We start from the raw sequence: 18,274 nt of genomic DNA, 5'->3' as shown, positions 1-18,274 counted from the left end.
CGTGACCCGGCAGTGGGCGATGCGGAGGTGTGTGCGACCACCTCGTAGCGTGCGCCGGACCGGTTTCGGGTCCGTGAAGGGACCCTTCACAGACTCAGAGTCCGTGAAGGGTCCCTTCACAGACCTCCACACCGACTTTGCCGGAACCCTGGCCTCTGCGTCCGTGAAGGGACCCTTCACGGACCAGGGCTCAGGGGCGCAGAGGCTCAGGGGGACCGGGGGCTCAGCGGAAGTCCGCGGCCAGCCGGGCGAAGTCGTCCAGCGCGCTCAGCGTCTCCGCCTCCGGCATCGTCTTGAGGAGGAGCAGGTACCGCTCCACGCCGGCTTCGGCGTACCGCTTGACGACATCGGGGTCCGCAGCGCCGCCGAAGACCGTGACCGGCACGTCGGTGCGGCCCTGCCCGGCCAGCCAGTCGCGGACGCGGCGGATCTCGTCGGCCGGGATGTTCCCGCGGGGAAGCCACCCGTCCCCGTGCTCGGCCAGCCGGCGCAGCGCGGCCGGGCTCTCCCCTCCGACGTAGATCGGCGGATGCGGTGCCTGCACCGGCTTGGGCCAGGCGAAGATCGGGTCGAAGTCAACGTACTCACCGTGGAATTCGGCCTGTTCCCGCGTCCAGATGGCTTTGAGCGCCTGGAGCTGTTCGTCCATCTTCCCGCCCCGGGTACGCGGATCGGTACCGTGGTTCGCCATCTCCTCCCGGTTCCAGCCCACGCCGACGCCGAAGGCCACCCGTCCGCGCGATATCAGGTCGAGCGAGGCGACCTCCTTGGCCGTGTGCAGGGTGTCGCGCTGGGCGAGCAGGGCGATCCCGGTCCCCAGCACCAGCCGCGAGGTGTTCACCGCAGCCGCGGTCAAGGCGACGAACGGGTCCAGCGTGCGGTAGTAGACCCGCGGCAGGTCGCCGCCGCCGGGGTACGGGCTCAGCCTGCTCGCCGGGATGTGCGAGTGCTCGGCCAGGAACAGCGAGTCCAGCCCGCGTTCTTCGAGCGCCTCGCCCAGCACGTCGGGCCGGATGCCTTCATCAGTGACGAACGTCGAGATGCCGAATTCCATGTTCTGTCCTACCGCACCGGCCGGGCGCGGTATTCCGCCGTGGGCCACGACTCACCCGATTGGTTCGCAAGGGTGCAAGATCGTCAGCTGCGAACAGGAGCCGCCGCATGTCCGTCCCGAAGATCGACTTCGAGCAGGTCTACCGAGGTACCCGCCCCGAAGATCCCGGGGGAACATCGGCGAGCAGCAGCCGGTGCTCGTCGCGCTCGAAGCGGCCGGCGGCTTCTCCGGCGAGGTCCTCGACATCGGCGGCGGACCCGGGGACGACGCGGCGTTCCTCACCACCCGCGGACACCACGCGACCGGGCTCGACAGCTCGCCGGCCGCGGTGACCGAAGCCCGCGCGAAAGGACTGGACATCTCCTTCGGACAAGCCGACGCGACCCGTCTCGACGGCTACGAAGGCCGGTTCGACAGCGCGCTCCACCACTGTCTCGACGAGGAAACCCGGCCCGCGCACCTCGCCGCGCTCGTGCGTGCGACGAGGCCCGGCGCGCGGCTGCACATTCTGTGTTTCCCCGACACGGTGCCGGAGAACTACCCGGTCCCGGACCGGGACCGACGATCACCCGGCCGGCGCAGGCGACCAACACCACCACGAAGACGCCGTCAGCAGGCTTGCGCCGGACGAGCCGGCGCCCGGCTTCAGCACGCTCACGACCGACGAGCGCGGCCGGGTGGTGCTGCCGTTGTGGCAGCTGACCGCGCTGCGGGCGTGACGGCTCAGACGTTGCGCCGGTACTGACCGCCGACCTCGAAGAAGGCTTCGGTGATCTGCCCGAGCGAGCACACCCGCGCGGCGTCCATCAGCACGCCGAACAGGTTGCCGCCGCGGGTGGCCGCCTCGCGTAGCGTCTTGAGCGCCTGCTGGGCGTCCTCCTGGTGGCGGTGCTGGAAGTCGGCGAGCCGGTCGAGCTGCGAACGCTTCTCGTCCTCGGTCGCGCGGGCCAGCTCAACCTCCACGTCGTCCTCGCCCGCCTTCGGGTTGCGGAAGGTGTTCACACCGATCAGGGGCAGCGAGCCGTCGTGCTTCTTCCGCTCGTACAGCAGCGATTCGTCCTGGATCTTGCCGCGCTGGTAGCCGGTCTCCATCGCGCCGAGCACACCGCCGCGTTCGGAGATCCGGTCGAACTCGGTGAGCACGGCCTCCTCGACCAGATCGGTCAGCTCGTCGATGACGAACGAGCCCTGCAGCGGGTTCTCGTTCTTCGACAGGCCCCATTCCTTGTTGATGATCATCTGGATGGCCATCGCCCGGCGCACCGAGGACTCCGTCGGCGTGGTGATCGCCTCGTCGTAGGCGTTGGTGTGCAAGGAGTTCGCGTTGTCATACAGCGCGCACAGGGCCTGCAGCGTGGTGCGGATGTCGTTGAAGCTCATCTCCTGCGCGTGCAGGGACCGGCCCGAGGTCTGCACGTGGTACTTGAGCTTCTGCGACCGCTCGTTCGCGCCGTAGCGCTCACGCATCGCGACCGCCCAGATCCGCCGCGCCACCCGGCCGAGCACGGAGTATTCCGCGTCCATCCCGTTGGAGAAGAAGAACGACAGGTTCGGCGCGAAATCGTCGATGTTCATCCCGCGCGCGAGGTAGGACTCCACGTAGGTGAAACCGTTGGCGAGGGTGAATGCCAGCTGGGAAATCGGGTTCGCACCGGCTTCGGCGATGTGGTAGCCGGAAATCGAGACCGAGTAGAAGTTGCGTACCCCCTGCTCGATGAACCATTCCTGGATGTCGGCCATCATGCGCAGGCTGAATTCAGTGGAGAAGATGCAGGTGTTCTGCCCCTGGTCTTCTTTGAGAATGTCGGCCTGCACCGTGCCGCGGACGTTCTTCAGCGCCCACTCGCGCAGCCCGGCGGCCTCGGCCTCGTCCGGCTCCCGGTCGTGCTCGGCGCGGAATTCGGCCAGCTTCTGGTCGACCGCGGTGTTCAGGAAGAACGCGAGAATGGTCGGCGCCGGGCCGTTGATCGTCATGGACACCGAAGTGTTCGGCGCGGTCAGATCGAATCCGTCGTAAAGCGCCTTCATGTCCTCCACTGTCGCAATGGAGACGCCGGAGGTGCCGACCTTGCCGTAGATGTCCGGCCGGGTGTCCGGGTCGTGCCCGTACAGGGTCACCGAATCGAACGCGGTGGACAGCCGCTTGGCCTCGGAATCGGCGGAGAGCAGCTTGAACCGGCGGTTCGTGCGGAACGGGTCGCCCTCGCCGGCGAACATCCGCGCCGGGTCCTCCCCGTCCCGCTTGAACGGGAAAACGCCCGCGGTGTACGGGAAATAGCCAGGCAGGTTCTCCCGGCGGAGGAACGAGAGCAGCTCACCGGATTCGGTGTAGCGCGGCAGCGCCACGCGCGGGATCCGGTTGCCGGACAACGTGTCGCGCCACAGCTGGGTGTGCAGCTCCCGATCGCGGACCTTGACCACCAGCTCGTCGCCGCGGTAGTCCTCGGCCAGCGCACGGAACCGTTCGAGCAGCTTCGTCGACTCACCGTCCACATCGGACTCGGCGGCGGCGAGCAGCCCGTCGATCGCGTCCGTGCTCGCGTCCACTTCGGACAGCGCCGCCCGCGCCTCGGCGAGGTGCTCGCGCTTGCGGAGCGCGGCGACCTGCTTGCCGGTCTGCTCGTGGTAGTCCCGCAGCGCGCCCGCGATCTCGGACAGGTAGCGCGCCCGGCTGCCCGGGATGATCGTGCTCGCGTCGGTGGAGACCTTGCCGGTCACCTCGGGCAGCATGCCCGCCGACACCGACAGGCCGCGCCCGGCGAGCTGGTCCCGCAAATGCTGGTACAACGCGGTAACGCCGTCGTCGTTGAACTTCGCCGCGCTCGTGCCGTACACCGGCATGTCCTCGGGAGCGGAACCGAAGGCCTCCCGGTTGCGCACGATCTGGCGGGCGACGTCGCGACGCGCGTCCTCGGCGCCTCGGCGCTCGAACTTGTTGATCGCGACCGCATCGGCGAAGTCGAGCATGTCGATCTTCTCCAGCTGCGACGCGGCGCCGAACTCGGGCGTCATCACGTACAGCGATTCGTCCACGTAGTCGACAATGCCCGCGTCGCCTTGGCCGATCCCGGGCGTTTCCACGATCACCAGGTCGTACCCGGCTGCCTTGCAGGCCAAAATGGACCCGCGGAGCCCGGCCGGGATCTCACCGGAAGTGGTACGCGTGGCCAGCGAACGGAAGTACACCGGGGAGCCGGCCAGGCAGTTCATCCGGATCCGGTCGCCGAGCAGCGCGCCGCCGCCCTTGCGCCGCGACGGGTCCACCGCCAGCACCGCGATCCGCAGCTTGTCCTCCTGATCCAGGCGGAACCGGCGGATCAGCTCGTCGGTGAGCGAGGACTTGCCCGATCCCCCGGTCCCGGTGATCCCGAGCACCGGGACCTGCCGCCCGCCCGCGGCCTCGGCGATCGCGGTGTGCCACCGTTCGGGCAGGTTCTCCCGCTCCAGCGCGGTGATCACCCGCGCGAGCGCCGCCACGTCACCGGAGAGCAGCTTGTCCACCGACGCCGGCGGCTGCGTGGACAGATCGCTGTCACAGGCCTCGATCATCCAGTTGATCATGCCCGGCAGGCCCATCTCGTAGCCGTCCTCGGGCGAGAAGATCCGGGCCACGCCGCGGGAGTGCAGCAGGTCGATCTCCTCGCGCACGATGACGCCGCCCCCGCCGCCGAACACCTTGATGTGCCCGGCTCCGCGTTCGGCCAGCAGTTCCACGAGGTAGCTGAAGTACTCGACATGCCCGCCCTGGTAGGCGGAGATCGCCACACCCTGCACGTCCTCCGCGATGGCCGCGGTGGCCACCTCGTCGACCGAGCGGTTGTGCCCCAGGTGCACGACCTCGGCACCCTGGGACTGCAGGATCCGGCGCATGATGTTGATCGAGGCGTCATGGCCGTCGAACAGGCTCGAGGCCGTGACGAACCGGACCGGGTTCTTCGGACGGTACAGATCCTTGCCGCTCATCTCTCCAAAATACTCGGACTTCCTACTATCGGATACCCGATCTGCGGTGACCGAGATCTCATCGCCGGGTTGACAGCGCGGCCCCGGGCGCCATATTCAACCAATCAGTTAATCAACCAGATGATTGAGTACCGATGCCGACGGATCAGCTGAGCAGTACCTTCGCCGCACTGGCGGACCCCACCCGACGGGCCATCCTCGCCCGGCTCGCCCACGGTGAGGCGAGCGTGAGCGAGCTGGCCGAGCCGTTCGAGGTGAGCCTGCAAGCGGTGTCGAAGCACCTGAAGGTGCTGGAGCAGGCCGGGTTGATCAGCCGCGGCCGCACCAGGCAGTGGCGCCCGTGCCGGCTCGATGCCGCCCCGCTCGCCGGGGTGGCCGACTGGGTCGGGCAGTACCGGCAGTTCTGGGAGACCGGTTTCGACCGGCTCGGCGAACACCTGCAGCAGCTGCGGCGGACCGGGGAGGAGCACGAAAAATGACCGAGGACGACCTGACCATCGTGCGCGTTTTCGACGCGCCGCCAGAGCTGGTGTTCCGCGCGTGGACCGAGCCGGAGCAGCTGGCGAACTGGCTCGGCCCGCAGAAGTTCCGGGCTTCGGAAGTAGCGACCGACCCCCGGCCCGGCGGCGCCTGGCAAGGCCGGATCACCAGCGCCGAGTACGGCGTGGACCGCCGGATGAGCGGGGTCTACCGCGAGGTGGACCCCGCCGTCCCGGCTGGTGTTCACCTTCCGGTGGGCGGAACCGGACGACGAGGTGGGCGAGACCGTCGTGACGATCACCTTCGCCGGCCGGGACGGCAAGACGGAGATGACCTTCCACCAGGCCCCGTTCCCGAACGCGGCGGAGCGCGAAGGGCACCGGCACGGCTGGCAGTCCGGCTTCGAGGACCTCGCCGCGACACTGGCGGAAGGCCGATGACCGCCGCCCCGTCCGAGATCATGTCCGAAAAGGACTGACACCTCGCGCGCGAAGCATTACAGCGCAAGGAGAAGGAACTTACGAGTTCGCCGCCCCTGAGGCGCCCAGCAGCCGGCGGCGGCACGGCGAGTACTGCACTGCCGAGGCGTCCGCCGGGTCACTGCAGCGGTGACCCGGCGGACGCGTCAGTGGGCGTTGGCGTTCGCGTTGGCCGCGCGCAGCGCGATCCACTGCCGCATCGCGTACTCGACGAGCGTGATCAGCGTCTGCTTCGTCGACTCGCGTTCCCGGGCGTCGCAGCGCACGATCGGCACGCTCGGGTCGATCGAGAGGGCTTCCCGCACGTCGTTGATATCGTGCTCCAGCACCCCGTCGAAGGTGTTCACGCCGACGATGTAGGGCAGCCCGCGATCCTCGAAGAAGTCGATCGGCGCGAACGAGTCGGCCAGCCGCCGGGTGTCGGCCAGCACGACCGCGCCGATCGCCCCGCGCACCAGGTCGTCCCACATGAACCAGAACCGCTGCTGGCCCGGGGTGCCGAACAGGTACAAGATCAGGTCCGCGTCGAGCGACACCCGGCCGAAGTCCATGGCGACCGTGGTGGTCGTCTTGTTCGGGGTCTGGTCGAGGTTGTCGATGCCGCGGCTGGCGTCGGTCATCATCGCCTCGGTGGTGAGCGGAACGATCTCCGACACCGAGCCCACGAACGTCGTCTTTCCCGCCCCGAAGCCGCCCGCGACCACGATCTTCGCCGATGTCATGGTCGGGGGTGCGGTTTCCCGCGGTGCCTTAAAGCCGACGGAGTCCACTCAAAACCCTTTCCATCAACACCAAGTGTGCTTCTGCGCCGTCCTGGCCCGAGATCGTCCGGTGCACGGTGACCAGGCCCGCGTCGGCGGCATCACTGATCAGCACTCTCGCCACCCCGAGCGGCACCCGCAGTGCCGCGGCGATCTCGGCCACCGAACGTGGAGTCCGGCACTCTTCCATGATCGAGACGCTCTCGATCTGTTCTGCGGCCGCCTCGGGGAAGCCCCCCGCGGCGACGTGGTCCTGGGTGGAGATCAGGGTCTCCAGCTCGAGCGCGTAGTTCGCCCGGGTGCGCCCGCCGGTGAGAGCGTACGGCCGCACGATGGCCGTCTCCTCGACCGGGTCCACCCGTTCCGGGGCCCGGGTGAACGCGGCGGGCACGGTGAACTCGCCGCTCGGCGGGCCGGGATCGAAGAGCCCGCCAGGTCTGGGGCCGTCGGAATCCGTACTGCCCGGTGGCGAGGCGAGAGAGGTCACACCTTCTCCTAGATCGGCCGGCGGGGGTGCCGCCTGCGGTTCCGCTGCCGCCACGGGCGCGTGGCCCGCGTACGGTGGGAGGGACTGAGGTTCCATGGGTTCCGGGGCATCCTTGCCCGCTTTCTTGCGCTTGCGGCGCGCACGGCCCGAATCGAGGCTGAAGCCGTTGAAGACGTCGGCGATGGTGCCGTCGTCTTCGGCGGACCGAGCGTCCCCGTGCAGGGGCTCGCCACCGCCGGGAGGCTCCTCGCCGAACAATCCGGACCCCTGACTCATCGCGCCATCATCCCACCGGTTCGCCGATCAGCGAACCGCCCGCGCCCTGCAGCTGCGCGCGCAGTTCCGGGGTGAGAATCTGGCCGACCCGGTCCACCAGCATGGTCATCTCGTAGGCGACCTGGCCGATGTCGCAGTTCGGCGCGGCGAGGATGGCCAGGCAGGAACCGTCGCTGATGGACATCAGCACCATGATGCCGAGTTCCATCTCCACCACGGTCTCGCGCACCGAGCCCGCCTCGAAACACCGGGCCGCGCCCTGGGTCAGGCTGACCAGCCCGGAGGCCACGGCGGCGAGCTGGTCGGCCCGGTCCAGCGGCAGCCGGTCGGAGGCGGTGAGCAGCAGCCCGTCGGCCGACACCACGACCGCGTGCGCGACTCCGGGAACCCGCTCGGCGAAGTCGTTCACCAGCCAGCCGAACTGGTTCTGCTGCGGCTGGGCCGCATTCGGCGAGGTCATTCACCCTCCAGTGTTTCGTGGTTCTTCTCGGCGCCCTGCGCGGTGCGGTGGCGGCCACGCTGGATACCCTGCTGGAAACTGCTCAGGCGGCCACGCACGTCGTGCGCGTCGCGGGACGGACGGCTGGGCACCACCCCGGAAGGCGGCGGTGCGCTGCCCGGGAGGAGCTGTTCTCCCCGGCGACGCCGGGGCAATCCTGCCGAAGTGAACGAAGCGGGGGCAGACTGGGACACCGCATCCACGGTCCGCCAGCCCTCATCCGACCCGAACGTCCACTCGGATTCGCCCTTTCCGCCCCCCGCCCCGGCCACCGGGGCGGAAACCTGCCCCGGATCGACCGCGGCAGGTCCCGGCGGTACCTCGGACGCCCCCCGCCGCCGGGTCGGCAAGCTGCCCGGCCGCTCCGGCCGTCCGGCGGGATCCGGGATGACGCCCTGGTCCGGACCGTCCGGGTGGGTGGTGTCGTCGCCGGCGGTGCCGGACGGCCGGCCGGTCCGCGCCGGATCACCCGGCTGTCCGGCAGGGGCTCCGGTCAGGCCGGACGGCTGGGCAGTCCGGTCCTGGTCACCGGGCTGTCCGGCAGCGTCACCCGACAACCCCGCAAGACCGGATGGCTGAAGGGCTTCCGTCCGCCCGGCCGGGGTGCTCCCCGGCACGCCGGTGAAACCGGACGGCTGAACGGTGGGGTCCGAATCATCCGGCTGCCCGGCGGGCACGGCCCCGGGCGCAGCAGTGAGACCGGCCGGCTCAAGGATCTGATCCGGACCGGGCGGCTGTCCGGCAGGAACGCCGTCGCTCGGCGGCCCGGTGAAGCCGGACGGCTGCAGAGCCTGGTCCGAACCACCCGGCTGCTCGGCCGGAGCACCGGTGAAGCCGGTCGCCTGGACGGCTTGGTCCGAACCACCCGGCTGACCAGCTTCGTCCGCCGACCCCGCGAGACCGGACGGCCGTACGGCCCGCTCCGATCCGCCCGGCTGCGCGGCAGAGGCGCCATCGTCCGAAGCACCGCCCGAACCGAACGGCGGCACGGCCTGCTCCGGACCATCCGGCTGACCGGCGGAAACGCCGTTCTCCCCGGGCCGAGCCGACGCGGTCCCGGACATCTCCGGACCGGCTTGCGGGGAATCGGAACGTCCGTCGCCCGACGGCTGGTTCGCCGCATCGCGCGACGGGAGCCGGAAGTACCCGGTGCCGGCTGCTTCGTCCGCGGGGTGCGCCGGGGCGTCCTCCGGTCCGGTCGTGGCGCCGTCCACCGTCGCGGTGTCGTCCGCGGACTGGTCCGGACCACTTTCCGCGCGGGACGGATCGTCTCCGGCCGGGGTCTGGCCGCGGTTGCCCGTGAACGCCGCCGCCACGCGTGACCGGCCGTTGTCCGGCGGGGTGCCGTCGGTGGCAGGGGTGCGGCCGGGTTCCTCGCCCGGCTCCGTGACATCCCGGGCCGGGGTGAACGCGGTCGGGAACAGCGATCCGCCACCGATGGATCCCGGCGGGGCGGGTGAGGTGGCACCCGGGGTCCGCCGGGGCATCGCCGTGGGACGTTCCGGGCGATCCGCCTCGTCCGGCCGACCCTGCGAGGCAACCCCGGCAGCGTCCGATGTGGACTGCGTACCCGGCGCCGACGTGGAGCCCGGTGTGCCTGCCCCGGCCACCGAAGACGGTGAAGACCCGGCCTGGCCCGTCGGCTCACCCCAGGTCGGCGCAGCCCCGGATCCGCCCGGCGCGTACCCGGACCGGTCGGCAGATTCACCCGATGACCCGGCCTCAGCCTGGCCCGGCTGCCCCACGGCGCTGGTCCGGCCCGCCTGCTCGGCCGGCGACCCGGCACCGTCCCGGCTCGGCAGCGACCCAGCACCAGCCTCATCCGGCTGCAGCCCGGCACCAGCCCAACCCGACTGCTCACCCGACGACCCGGCACCGGCGCGGCCCGGCAACCCCGCGCCGGCCTCACCCGACGACTCGGCACCGGCCTCACCCGGCTGCGACCCGCCACCGGCAAGACCCGCCCGTTCACCGGGCACACCGCCACCAGCGCGACCCGGCCACCCGGCACCGGTCCGGCCCGGCTGCTCACCCGGCGCACCACCGCCGGTCCACCCGAGCCGCTCGCCCAGGGACCCGGCACGACCGGGCTCCTCGCCCGCCGGTACCGAACCCGTCGAGCCCGAACCCGTCGGCCCTTGCTGCCCGGCCCATCCCGAAAGCAGACCCGGCACGCCACCGGCCGAGGGGACCGTCCCGGCGGGCCGCTCCCCCGGAACCGGAACGTCCGGCGCCGCAGGGGTGAAGCCCACCACCCCACCCGGCTGCTCCGCCGCACCGGATTCGCGGACCGCCTGGCGGCCGCGGTTCACGCCGCGCTGGAAGCTGGTCAGCCTGCCGCGGATGTCCGACGGGTCGCGGACCGGGAGTTCCGGCTTGTCCTGGTCCGGTTCCGGCGTCACCGCGTCCGGGGTCGCGCTGCCGGGCAGCAACTGCTCGCCGCGACGGCGCCGGGGCAGGCCCACCTTGGTGAACGCGGTCGGCGCGGACTGGGTGACCGCCTGGACCGTGCGCCAGTTCTCGTCGCTGGCGAAGTCCCAGTTGCGCTCGTCCTGTTCCGGTGTGGTGACCGGGGCGACGTCCGCGGGAGCAGCTGCCGGCGCCGCTTCGGCGGGCTCGGCGGACGGGGCGGGCGAACGGAACCACGCCGAGAGCATTTCGTCGAAGATCGGCGTGTTCTCGATCGTCGTCTCGGCCGCGGACGGCGGCGGCACCTCGGGCACCTGCTGCGCAGCCTGACTCCACCAGTCGCTGAGGGTGCCGCCCGCGGCCGCGGCGAACAGGTCCTTGCCCGCGGGCAGCGCACCGGCCCGCTCGTCGCGCGGGGGTTCCGGCGGCGGGGGCGGCGGCGTCTCCGGACGCGGCGGGGGCACGTTCACGATCTGCGGGAGCTGCGGCGGAGGCGGCGGGGCCTGCTCGTCCCGCGGAATCGGGCTGAACAGCGCCGTTCCGGAGACTTCCAGATCCGACGGCGGACGCGCGCCGTCGACCGGGCGGCCCGCGGTGGGCGGGAGCATGCCGGGCCGCGTGGCCCCGTTGGCCGGACGCTGCCGGCGCGGCAGTCCGGACGAGGTGGCCGCCCCGGCGGGCATACCGGCGATCGGGCCGGTCTCTATGACCGACCCGCCCATCACCAGCTCCGGCGGGACCACCACCGTCGCCCGCACCCCGACGATGTCCTTGCCACCGTGCAGCGAGACGCCGATGCGGTGCCGCCCGGCAAGGCGGCCGACCACGAACAGGCCCATCCGGCGCGAGGTGGCGAGGTCGACCGAGCCGGAGTCGGTGAGCCGGCCGTTGGCCTCCACCACCTCGTACTCGTTCATGCCGATGCCCTTGTCGAGGATGTCGACGTTGAGCGAACCGTCCTCGGCCAGCCGCGTCGCGACCGTCACCTGGGTCTCCGGGGCGGAGAACGCGGTCGCGTTGTCCAGCAGCTCCGCGACCAGCCGCTGCACGTCGCTGGCGGCGAACCCGACGATCTTCACCGCCGGCGGGTGCTGCACGGAGACCCGCTGGTACTGCTCGATCTCCGAGACCGCGGCGCGCAGCACGTCGCGCACCGCGACCGGCTGCCCGGACCGGCGGCCCGGCTCGGCGCCGGAGAGCACCATCAGGTTCTCGTTGTTGCGCCGCATCCGGGTGGCGAGGTGGTCGAGCTGGAACAGCGTGGCGAGCTGGTCGGCGTCCTCCTCGTCGCGTTCGAGCCGCTCGATCAGCTGCAGCTGCCGCTGCACGAGGCTCTGGCTGCGCCGCGACAGGTTCACGAAGACGCTGCTGTACCCGGCCCGCATCGCGGCCTGTTCGGTGGCGAGCCGCAATGCCTGGCTGTGCACCTTCTCGAACGCGCGCGCCACTTCGCCGACTTCGTCCTGCACCTGCACCGGGACCGGGGCGACCTCGACGCTCTGCGCGCGGCCCTCCTGGATGTTGCGCACCGCGTCCGGCAGGTCCTTCTCCGCCACGTCGAGTGCGCTGCGCCGCAGCGTGTTCAGCGACCGCAGCAGCTGACGGCTGATCACGAACACCACGGCCACGGCGACGGCGAGCGCGGCGAACAGCAGCACGGCGAGCAGGCCGGCGCTGCTGCTGGCGTCCTCCACGAGCGAGCGGGAGGCGGCGGTGAGTTCGACGGTCATCCGCTTGCCGACCTCGCCCAGCTGCGCGGTGACCGCCTCCGAGGCGGCGCCCCACCCGGGCGCGGACAGCTGGCGCAGCCCGGTGCCGTTCGCGGCACCCTGGTCGCCGAGCGCGAGACCGGCCATCCGCTTGACGTCGTAGGCGGTGTCCGGCTTGAGCGTGCTGTCGAGATCCTGCCGCTGCGGCGCGGTGGCGGAGGCGGTGAAGTCGGCGATGCGGTCGTCGTAGCGCAGCTGAGCGTCACGCACCTTGCTCAGCTGCTGCTGGGTGAGGGAACCGCCGGCGATGCCGTAGGCCACGATCGCCTGCGTGACCGACGCCTGCTCCTTCGCGGCCTCCAGATCGTGCAGCGCGGCCGGGGTGCTGCCCAGCGCGTCCGCGCTGACGCCCGCGGAGACCGCGGTGTCCGCGGCGATCAGCGCGGTGGTCACGGCGGTGTAGTCGTCCACGACCTCGGCCGCGTGCAGCAGCCCGGCGCCGACCTGCTGGCGGATCACGGCGATCTCGTTGACCTGCGCCGTCGCCGAGTTCACCGCGCCGGAGAGGCTCGAACCGTCCGGGCCCGCCCGCCCGGCCGCCTCGGTGAAGGGACCGATCGCCGCGTCGGTGGCCGCGCGCGCCGACTTCAGCTCGGGGGTGACGCCGGAAGTGCCCGCGGTCAGCTGCGCCGCGGTCAGCGTGCGCTCGCGCTGCAGGCCGTCGGTGAGGGCGCGCAGCTGCGCGCTCAGCATGACCAGCCGGTCGACCCGCTGGTAGTCGCTCGAGCGGCTGACCTGGCCCACGATCGCGGTGATGCCCAGTACCAGGGCGAGCACGATGGGGACCAGCGTGACGGCGGACAGCTTGACCGGCAGGCTCCAGTCCCGCCACCGCATCGCCGCCCGCCAGCCGGACGGTCCGCTCGGCTGTCCGGCCGGCTTCTCCACAGGCACGTGGCCTTCTCCTGCAACGGTCACGAAGGTGACTCCCTGTCCGGCGTCGTGGCTGCCACCCGAGCGCGCCCGGGGTGGGGGGTGCGGTCCACGGTGTTCCACCGACCCGCATGATCGACCGGGGTCAGGCCCGACCGCGCGGATCCGGCGCGGTCCCGGCAGGCTGGTGACTTCCCGGGACTCTGCACGTGCACGGCGCAAGTTGCGTACTGCACGGCGGTGGTCGAGATCAACTTGACGAAGCCTTATCGATCGCTGCGGTCAGCTGGGCCAAGAAATCGTACACCAATCCCGGATGAAGTTATTGTCTTCCATCGCGCCCGGCTGACCAGGGAAAATAGCCGGATCCCCGCCGATCGCGAAGCGGAGTTTCGCGATCGGGCCCGCCGCCGGCAATTCTGGTTACCCGGCGCACCGGACGGCCTTGGCGCCTGGTCACCCGATTAGCCCACGGAGGGTAGTCGCATCCCCCATCAGATCTACGCTGCGTGCCCCCATTGGGTTGTACACCCCGGAAGATGAACCCGATGTTGTGGAGATGCAGCGACTCGCCGCACGACCCGGTGATTTCTGACGGCCTCCCACCACTCCGCGGTAATCTCCCGCGGACCACTCGGCGGCACCGCGGCGGCCATCCGGCCCAACACTACCCCGCGTCACCATCGCGGCGGTCGGAGCAGCGTACCGCCCGCCATTTGCCGCAACGACTCGGCGCCGCGGCAACACCCCGTGACATTTCCACTCACTATTCCGAGTGATCCGGTCGTGATCTTCCGAAAAGCCCGCATTCCCGGTATTTTCCGGCCGGAATCGAATTCCCCGCGGACCCCGGCAACCGGCTTTTTCCGCCGACGGCGGGCGTCGTTAGTATGGCCGCCTCCCCGTCCGCAAGGGCGATCCGGGTGTCATCCGAACGAGGCCCGGTCCACCCCCGCACCCCGACCACGGGCGCAAGTTGCCGGAGGCAGCCCATGCACAACGTCGCGCGCACCCCAGCGCCGGCCACTCCGCTCGAGGAGACCGGCCGGCTACCGGCCCTGTTCGACCAGGACGGCGGCGCGTTCGAGGAGCCCCGGGAGCCCGGCCGTGGCCCGGACTTCGACCTGATCCAGCGCAGCCCGGAGTTCCGCACGCTGCGCAGGCGGTTCCGCGGGTTCGTCTTCCCGATGAGTGTGGGCTTCTTCGCCTGGTACCTGCTCTACGTGGTGCTCGCCGCGTACGCGAACGACTTCATGAGCACCCCGGTGTTCGGCCTGGTCAACGTCGGCATGCTGCTGGGCCTCGCGCAGTTCGTCACGACCGCGCTGATCACCTGGCTCTACTCCCGCTTCGCGCACCGGCAGGTGGACCCGCGCGTGGCCGAGCTGCGGGAACGGGCCGCCGTGACGGAAGGAAAACCTCTGTGACCACCCTCCTCGCCGCCGGCTCGCACGAGAACAACCCGGTGGTGAACATCGTGGTGTTCGCGGTGTTCGTCGCGATCACCCTGTACGTGGTCTACCGCGCGGGCAACCGCCGGTCCTCCACCTCCCACTACTACACCGCGGACAGCTCCTTCTCCGGACGGCAGAACGGCATCGCGCTGTCCGGCGACTTCCTGTCCGCCGCCTCGTTCCTCGGCATCGCCGGCGCGATCGCCATGCACGGCTACGACGGGTTCCTCTACTCGATCGGCTTCCTGGTCGCCTGGCTGGTGGACCTGCTGCTGATCGCCGAGCTGCTGCGCAACACCGGCCGGTTCACCATGGGCGACGTGCTCAGCTTCCGGATGAAGCAGCGTCCGGTGCGCGCCGCCTCGGCGACCTCGACGCTGGTCATCTCGTTCTTCTACATGCTCGCGCAGATGGCGGGCGCGGGCGGGCTGATCGCGCTGCTGCTGGACGTGCACACGAAGCTCGGCCAGGCGCTGGTGATCATGGTGGTGGGCGTGGTGATGGTCGCCTACGTGCTGGTCGGCGGGATGAAGGGCACCACCTGGGTGCAGATCATCAAGGCCAGCATCCTGCTCGTGGCGAGCACGCTGATCACCGTGTTCCTGCTCGGCAAGTTCGGCTTCAGCTTCTCGAACCTGCTCTCCGCGGCGACCGAGCACAGCCCGATGGGCAAGCAGCTGCTGGAACCGGGCGGCTCCTACGGCAGGAACGGCACCACCAAGCTCGACTTCGTCTCGCTGTCGCTCGCGCTGGTGCTGGGCATCGCCGCGCTGCCGCACGTGCTGATGCGGTTCTACACCGTGCCGAACGCCACCGAGGCCCGCCGCTCGGTGGTCTGGGCCACGGTGTGCATGTTCATCTTCTACCTGTGCACGCTGGTGATCGGCTTCGGCGCGGCCGCGCTGGTCGGCACGGACGAGATGAAGTCGGCGCCGGGCGGGGAGAATTCCGCGGCGCCGCTGCTGGCCCTGCACGTGGGCGGGACGGTGCTGCTCGGCATCATCTCGGCGGTCGCCTTCGCGACCATCCTGGCCGTGGTGGCCGGGCTGACCATCACCGCGTCCGCCTCGTTCGCGCACGACGTGTACGCGAACATCTTCAAGAAGGGCAAGGCGGAGCCGGCCGACGAGGTGCGGGTGGCCCGCCTGACCGCGGTGGCGATCGGCGTGCTCGCGATCCTCGGCGGCATCCTGGCGAACGGGCAGAACGTGGCGTTCCTGGTCGCGCTCGCGCTCGCGGTGGCCGCCTCGGCGAACCTGTCCACGCTGCTGTATTCGCTGTTCTGGAAGCGGTTCAACACCACCGGCACCCTGTGGGCGATCTACGGCGGGCTGGGCGCGTGCGTGCTGCTGGTGCTGTTCTCGCCGGTGGTGTCGGGTGCGCCGGACTCGATCTTCCCGCACGCGGACTTCCAGTGGTTCCCGTTGAAGAACCCGGGCCTGGTGTCCATCCCGTTCTCGTTCCTGTGCGGAGCGCTCGGCACCTTCGCCGGCCGGGGTAAGGCGGACCCGGCCAAGCACGCGGAGATGGAGGTCCGGTCGCTGACCGGGATCGGCTCCGGCACCTGAGCACGGCGACGGCCCCGGCGTGCCGTTCGCTCAGAAGATGTCCTGGCTCGCCTGCACGCGGTGGGTGACCCGGCGTTCGACGACGAAGGACACGAACGGCACGCAGCCGGCGAGCAGCACCAGCACCGTGCTCTTGATCGACCAGCGGGCCTTGATCGCCAGGTCGATGGTGAGCACCAGGTAGATCATGTACAGCACGCCGTGGATCGGCGAGTACACCGCGGCGGGCGTGGAGTTGCCGAAGCCGTACTCGACGACCATGGTCACGCACAGCGCGAGCAGGCCGACACCGGTCACGTACGCGCTGGCGCGGAACCGGGTCAACGCGCCGGTGGTCTTCGCCGGGCGGCTCGGGGCTGCACCTTCGGTGCTGGTCGTCATGGGGGCGTCCTCACTTCGGCGGGCGTTCAGGACTGCTGGTCGCGGGCGTGGAGCTCGCGCAGGTAGCGGTTGTAGGCGGCGAGTTCGTCGTCCTCGCCCTCGGGCAGCGGGGCGGGCACGGTCACCGGCCTGGCGGGCGCGGGTGCGGCCGGTTCGGCCTCCTCGCGGGCACGCAGCTTCTTGATCCGCCAGAACATGAAGGCCGGGAACAGCCCGAACAGCGGCCATTGCAGCACGTAGCCGAGGTTCTGGAAGGTGCCGCTGGCGGACATGAACCGGTCCCATTGCCACCAGGCCAGCCCGCAGCACAGCGCGAGGCTCGCCGCGCACGTGGCGGCGATCGCGAGCCGCCGCCCGAGCTGGGACGGGGCCGGGCCGGGTTCTGCTGGCACGGCTTCGACGCTAGCACTGGCCGCGTTCCCGCTCTCTGAGAGGCGGCCCAGCTGTGGCGGCCGCCCCATCCCGGGTGGGTCAGCCCGCCTGGGCCTGCTGGGCGGATTTCGCGTAGCCGTCGGCCAGGCCGAACACCTTCTGCGCGTATTCGGTCGAGTTGTTATACGAGAGCACGCCCGCCCACCAGCCGGCCGGGCTCGCCATGTTGCGCCCGCCCGCGCACAGGTAGCGGGCCGCGGCGAGGGCCGCGTCGTCGATCTGCTGCGGGTCGCCGAGGCGGTCGCCGTTGCCGTCGGACGCCCACTTCATCCACGTGCTCGGGATGAACTGCATCGGACCGACCGCGCGGTCGGCCACCGGATCGCCGTCGAACCGGCCGCCGTCGGTGTCGCTGATCGCGCGGACGCCGGCCGAACCGTCCAGCGGCACACCGATGATCGGCTTCGAGGGACGGCCGTCGGCGCCGAGCACCGCGCCGCCGTACTGGCCGTGGTTGGACTCGATGCGGCCGATCCCGGCCAGCGTCGCCCACGAGATGTGGCAACCGACGTCGGTGGCACGCATCGCCAGCTCAGCGTTGCCGTACGCGTGCAGCGCCCGCGCCGGGATCCCGGTGGCCCCTGCGACCTTTCCGGCCCAGGCGTCGAGCGGGTCGCCGCCGGAGGGGCGGGCTGACTGTGGTGTGGTGCCCTGGTCGGCACCGCCCGCGACGACCGCGCTCACCGGCGCGATCGAGCCTGGCTGCACATCCACCGCTTTCACGCTCAACGCCGGGATGTCCGTGGTGGTCGGGCTCGCCGCGGGCGCGGACGCCCTGGTCACGAACCAGATTCCACTGGCGGCCACGGTGAGCACCCCGGCCGCCACCCCGAGCCGCACGGCGAGCGCGGCCCCGGGCCGGCGTACCCGGGACGGGGCCGCGGTCTCGGCCGGCTCGACGTCGGGGGTCTGTCCGGTGACGGGCACGAACTCCGGTCCTCCAGCATGGCGGTGGGTCGATCAGGCGGCGCCGGGCGGGCCCCTGCGGGCCGGGCACCTCGATCGGACAACGAGCCCGCGCAGACTAGCGTTACGCACCTGCTGCTCGGGTTTCCGCCACCCGGCGTTCACCCCGCCGGGTAACCGCGCTCAGTCCTTGATGCCTTGGCCGCCAACGGACGCCGTCCGCACAGCACTGCGCGCGGCGGTGCGGCTGAAGACCTGGCGGCGCAGGCAGCGCGCCGCTGCTGTCCAAGCCCCGCGTCCGGAGACGCGAGGCCCGAACGCCGACCACAACGCGGTTCAGGCAACGGATCCCGGAGGTCGATTTCCCAAGCCTGCCATGCCATGGCCGAAGACCTGGCACCCGAGCCACGGCATCCGATGCGAACGGTTCACGCACCGGCTCGCCGCGGCCCACCGTGCTCAAGGCGCGAGGCCCGAACCACA

General features: G+C 70.9%; 14 protein-coding genes and 1 pseudogene. 6 read left to right on the top strand and 9 right to left on the bottom strand.

Features of this window, described 5'->3' with window-relative positions; genetic code table 11:
* Positions 1-223: 223 nt before the first annotated feature.
* The gene (locus D5S19_RS24160) at positions 224-1,054 is read right to left on the bottom strand and encodes an LLM class F420-dependent oxidoreductase (protein WP_120025682.1); all 831 of its coding nucleotides are present in this window, start codon (positions 1,052-1,054) and stop codon (positions 224-226) included.
* A gap of 193 nt (positions 1,055-1,247) precedes the next feature.
* Between D5S19_RS24160 and D5S19_RS24155 the strand changes: the two genes are divergently transcribed.
* Positions 1,248-1,799, top strand: coding sequence for a class I SAM-dependent methyltransferase (locus D5S19_RS24155; protein ID WP_233574121.1), 552 nt, complete (start codon positions 1,248-1,250; stop codon positions 1,797-1,799).
* Here the strand turns inward: D5S19_RS24155 and icmF are convergent.
* A complete protein-coding gene (icmF, locus tag D5S19_RS24150) occupies positions 1,778-5,017 on the bottom strand; it encodes a fused isobutyryl-CoA mutase/GTPase IcmF (RefSeq protein ID WP_120025680.1) in 3,240 nt (1,079 codons plus the stop codon). The genes D5S19_RS24155 and icmF overlap by 22 nt on opposite strands.
* Positions 5,018-5,151: 134 nt before the next feature.
* Between icmF and D5S19_RS24145 the strand changes: the two genes are divergently transcribed.
* The 3 genes and pseudogenes from D5S19_RS24145 to D5S19_RS33895 all read left to right on the top strand — a co-directional run bounded on the left by D5S19_RS24145 (position 5,152) and on the right by D5S19_RS33895 (position 5,937).
* Complete coding sequence (locus D5S19_RS24145; RefSeq protein WP_120025679.1) at positions 5,152-5,496, top strand: ArsR/SmtB family transcription factor; 345 nt, start codon at positions 5,152-5,154, stop codon at positions 5,494-5,496.
* Positions 5,493-5,663 (top strand): annotated as a pseudogene (locus D5S19_RS33900) (SRPBCC domain-containing protein); the annotation flags it as partial. The gene D5S19_RS24145 and the pseudogene D5S19_RS33900, both read left to right, overlap by 4 nt.
* 73 nt (positions 5,664-5,736) lie before the next feature.
* Positions 5,737-5,937 carry an SRPBCC family protein gene (locus D5S19_RS33895; RefSeq protein ID WP_325050312.1) on the top strand — a complete coding sequence of 67 codons (201 nt, stop codon included), beginning with the start codon at positions 5,737-5,739 and terminating at the stop codon, positions 5,935-5,937.
* A 185-nt stretch (positions 5,938-6,122) separates the two neighbouring features.
* On the opposite strand, the gene D5S19_RS24135 is transcribed toward D5S19_RS33895, so the two are convergent.
* From D5S19_RS24135 to D5S19_RS24115, 4 genes are read right to left on the bottom strand one after another with little or no spacing between them, the layout of a single operon-like run.
* Complete coding sequence (locus tag D5S19_RS24135) at positions 6,123-6,746, bottom strand: GTP-binding protein (RefSeq protein ID WP_098510399.1); 624 nt, start codon at positions 6,744-6,746, stop codon at positions 6,123-6,125.
* On the bottom strand, positions 6,727-7,500 hold the full coding sequence (locus D5S19_RS24130) for a DUF742 domain-containing protein (protein ID WP_199730673.1): 774 nt from the start codon (positions 7,498-7,500) through the stop codon (positions 6,727-6,729). Before D5S19_RS24130 ends, D5S19_RS24135 begins: the two co-directional genes overlap by 20 nt.
* Positions 7,501-7,507: 7 nt before the next feature.
* The gene (locus tag D5S19_RS24125) at positions 7,508-7,960 is read right to left on the bottom strand and encodes a roadblock/LC7 domain-containing protein (protein ID WP_098510400.1); all 453 of its coding nucleotides are present in this window, start codon (positions 7,958-7,960) and stop codon (positions 7,508-7,510) included.
* Positions 7,957-13,014, bottom strand: a complete 5,058-nt coding sequence (locus D5S19_RS24115) for a sensor histidine kinase (RefSeq protein WP_233574123.1) — start codon at positions 13,012-13,014, stop codon at positions 7,957-7,959. The genes D5S19_RS24125 and D5S19_RS24115 overlap by 4 nt, the downstream gene beginning before the upstream one ends.
* Before the next feature lie 1,028 nt (positions 13,015-14,042).
* Here D5S19_RS24115 and D5S19_RS24110 point away from each other — a divergent pair.
* Together D5S19_RS24110 and D5S19_RS24105 are read left to right on the top strand one after the other, a co-directional pair.
* Entirely contained in the window at positions 14,043-14,477 is a 435-nt protein-coding gene (locus D5S19_RS24110) for a DUF485 domain-containing protein (RefSeq protein ID WP_120025678.1), read from the top strand.
* Positions 14,474-16,072, top strand: coding sequence for a solute symporter family protein (locus D5S19_RS24105; RefSeq protein ID WP_120025677.1), 1,599 nt, complete (start codon positions 14,474-14,476; stop codon positions 16,070-16,072). Before D5S19_RS24110 ends, D5S19_RS24105 begins: the two co-directional genes overlap by 4 nt.
* Before the next feature lie 30 nt (positions 16,073-16,102).
* On the opposite strand, the gene D5S19_RS24100 is transcribed toward D5S19_RS24105, so the two are convergent.
* From D5S19_RS24100 to D5S19_RS24090, 3 genes are all read right to left on the bottom strand, one after another.
* Complete coding sequence (locus D5S19_RS24100) at positions 16,103-16,453, bottom strand: DUF3817 domain-containing protein (RefSeq protein ID WP_098510403.1); 351 nt, start codon at positions 16,451-16,453, stop codon at positions 16,103-16,105.
* Between the two features lie 26 nt (positions 16,454-16,479).
* Positions 16,480-16,845, bottom strand: a complete 366-nt coding sequence (locus D5S19_RS24095; protein ID WP_407641786.1) for a hypothetical protein — start codon at positions 16,843-16,845, stop codon at positions 16,480-16,482.
* 79 nt (positions 16,846-16,924) lie between these two features.
* Positions 16,925-17,812 carry a lytic murein transglycosylase gene (locus D5S19_RS24090; protein ID WP_120025676.1) on the bottom strand — a complete coding sequence of 296 codons (888 nt, stop codon included), beginning with the start codon at positions 17,810-17,812 and terminating at the stop codon, positions 16,925-16,927.
* Between the last annotated feature and the right edge of the window lie 462 nt (positions 17,813-18,274).

It is taken from the genome of Amycolatopsis panacis (assembly GCF_003600245.1).
GTDB classification, from domain to species: domain Bacteria; phylum Actinomycetota; class Actinomycetes; order Mycobacteriales; family Pseudonocardiaceae; genus Amycolatopsis; species Amycolatopsis sulphurea.
The sequence above is the reverse complement of the archived record's forward strand: the minus strand, read 5'-3'. Positions and strand labels throughout refer to the sequence as shown.

What these genes read in the sequence shown, in the direction of transcription:
- D5S19_RS24160 (WP_120025682.1), bottom strand. Translation starts at nt 1,054, where the DNA reads ATGGAATTCGGCATCTCGACGTTCGTCACTGATGAAGGCATCCGGCCC.
- icmF (WP_120025680.1), bottom strand. Translation starts at nt 5,017, where the DNA reads ATGAGCGGCAAGGATCTGTACCGTCCGAAGAACCCGGTCCGGTTCGTC.
- D5S19_RS24145 (WP_120025679.1), top strand. Translation starts at nt 5,152, where the DNA reads ATGCCGACGGATCAGCTGAGCAGTACCTTCGCCGCACTGGCGGACCCC.
- D5S19_RS24130 (WP_199730673.1), bottom strand. Translation starts at nt 7,500, where the DNA reads ATGAGTCAGGGGTCCGGATTGTTCGGCGAGGAGCCTCCCGGCGGTGGC.
- D5S19_RS24125 (WP_098510400.1), bottom strand. Translation starts at nt 7,960, where the DNA reads ATGACCTCGCCGAATGCGGCCCAGCCGCAGCAGAACCAGTTCGGCTGG.
- D5S19_RS24115 (WP_233574123.1), bottom strand. Translation starts at nt 13,014, where the DNA reads ATGCGGTGGCGGGACTGGAGCCTGCCGGTCAAGCTGTCCGCCGTCACG.
- D5S19_RS24110 (WP_120025678.1), top strand. Translation starts at nt 14,043, where the DNA reads ATGCACAACGTCGCGCGCACCCCAGCGCCGGCCACTCCGCTCGAGGAG.
- D5S19_RS24100 (WP_098510403.1), bottom strand. Translation starts at nt 16,453, where the DNA reads ATGACGACCAGCACCGAAGGTGCAGCCCCGAGCCGCCCGGCGAAGACC.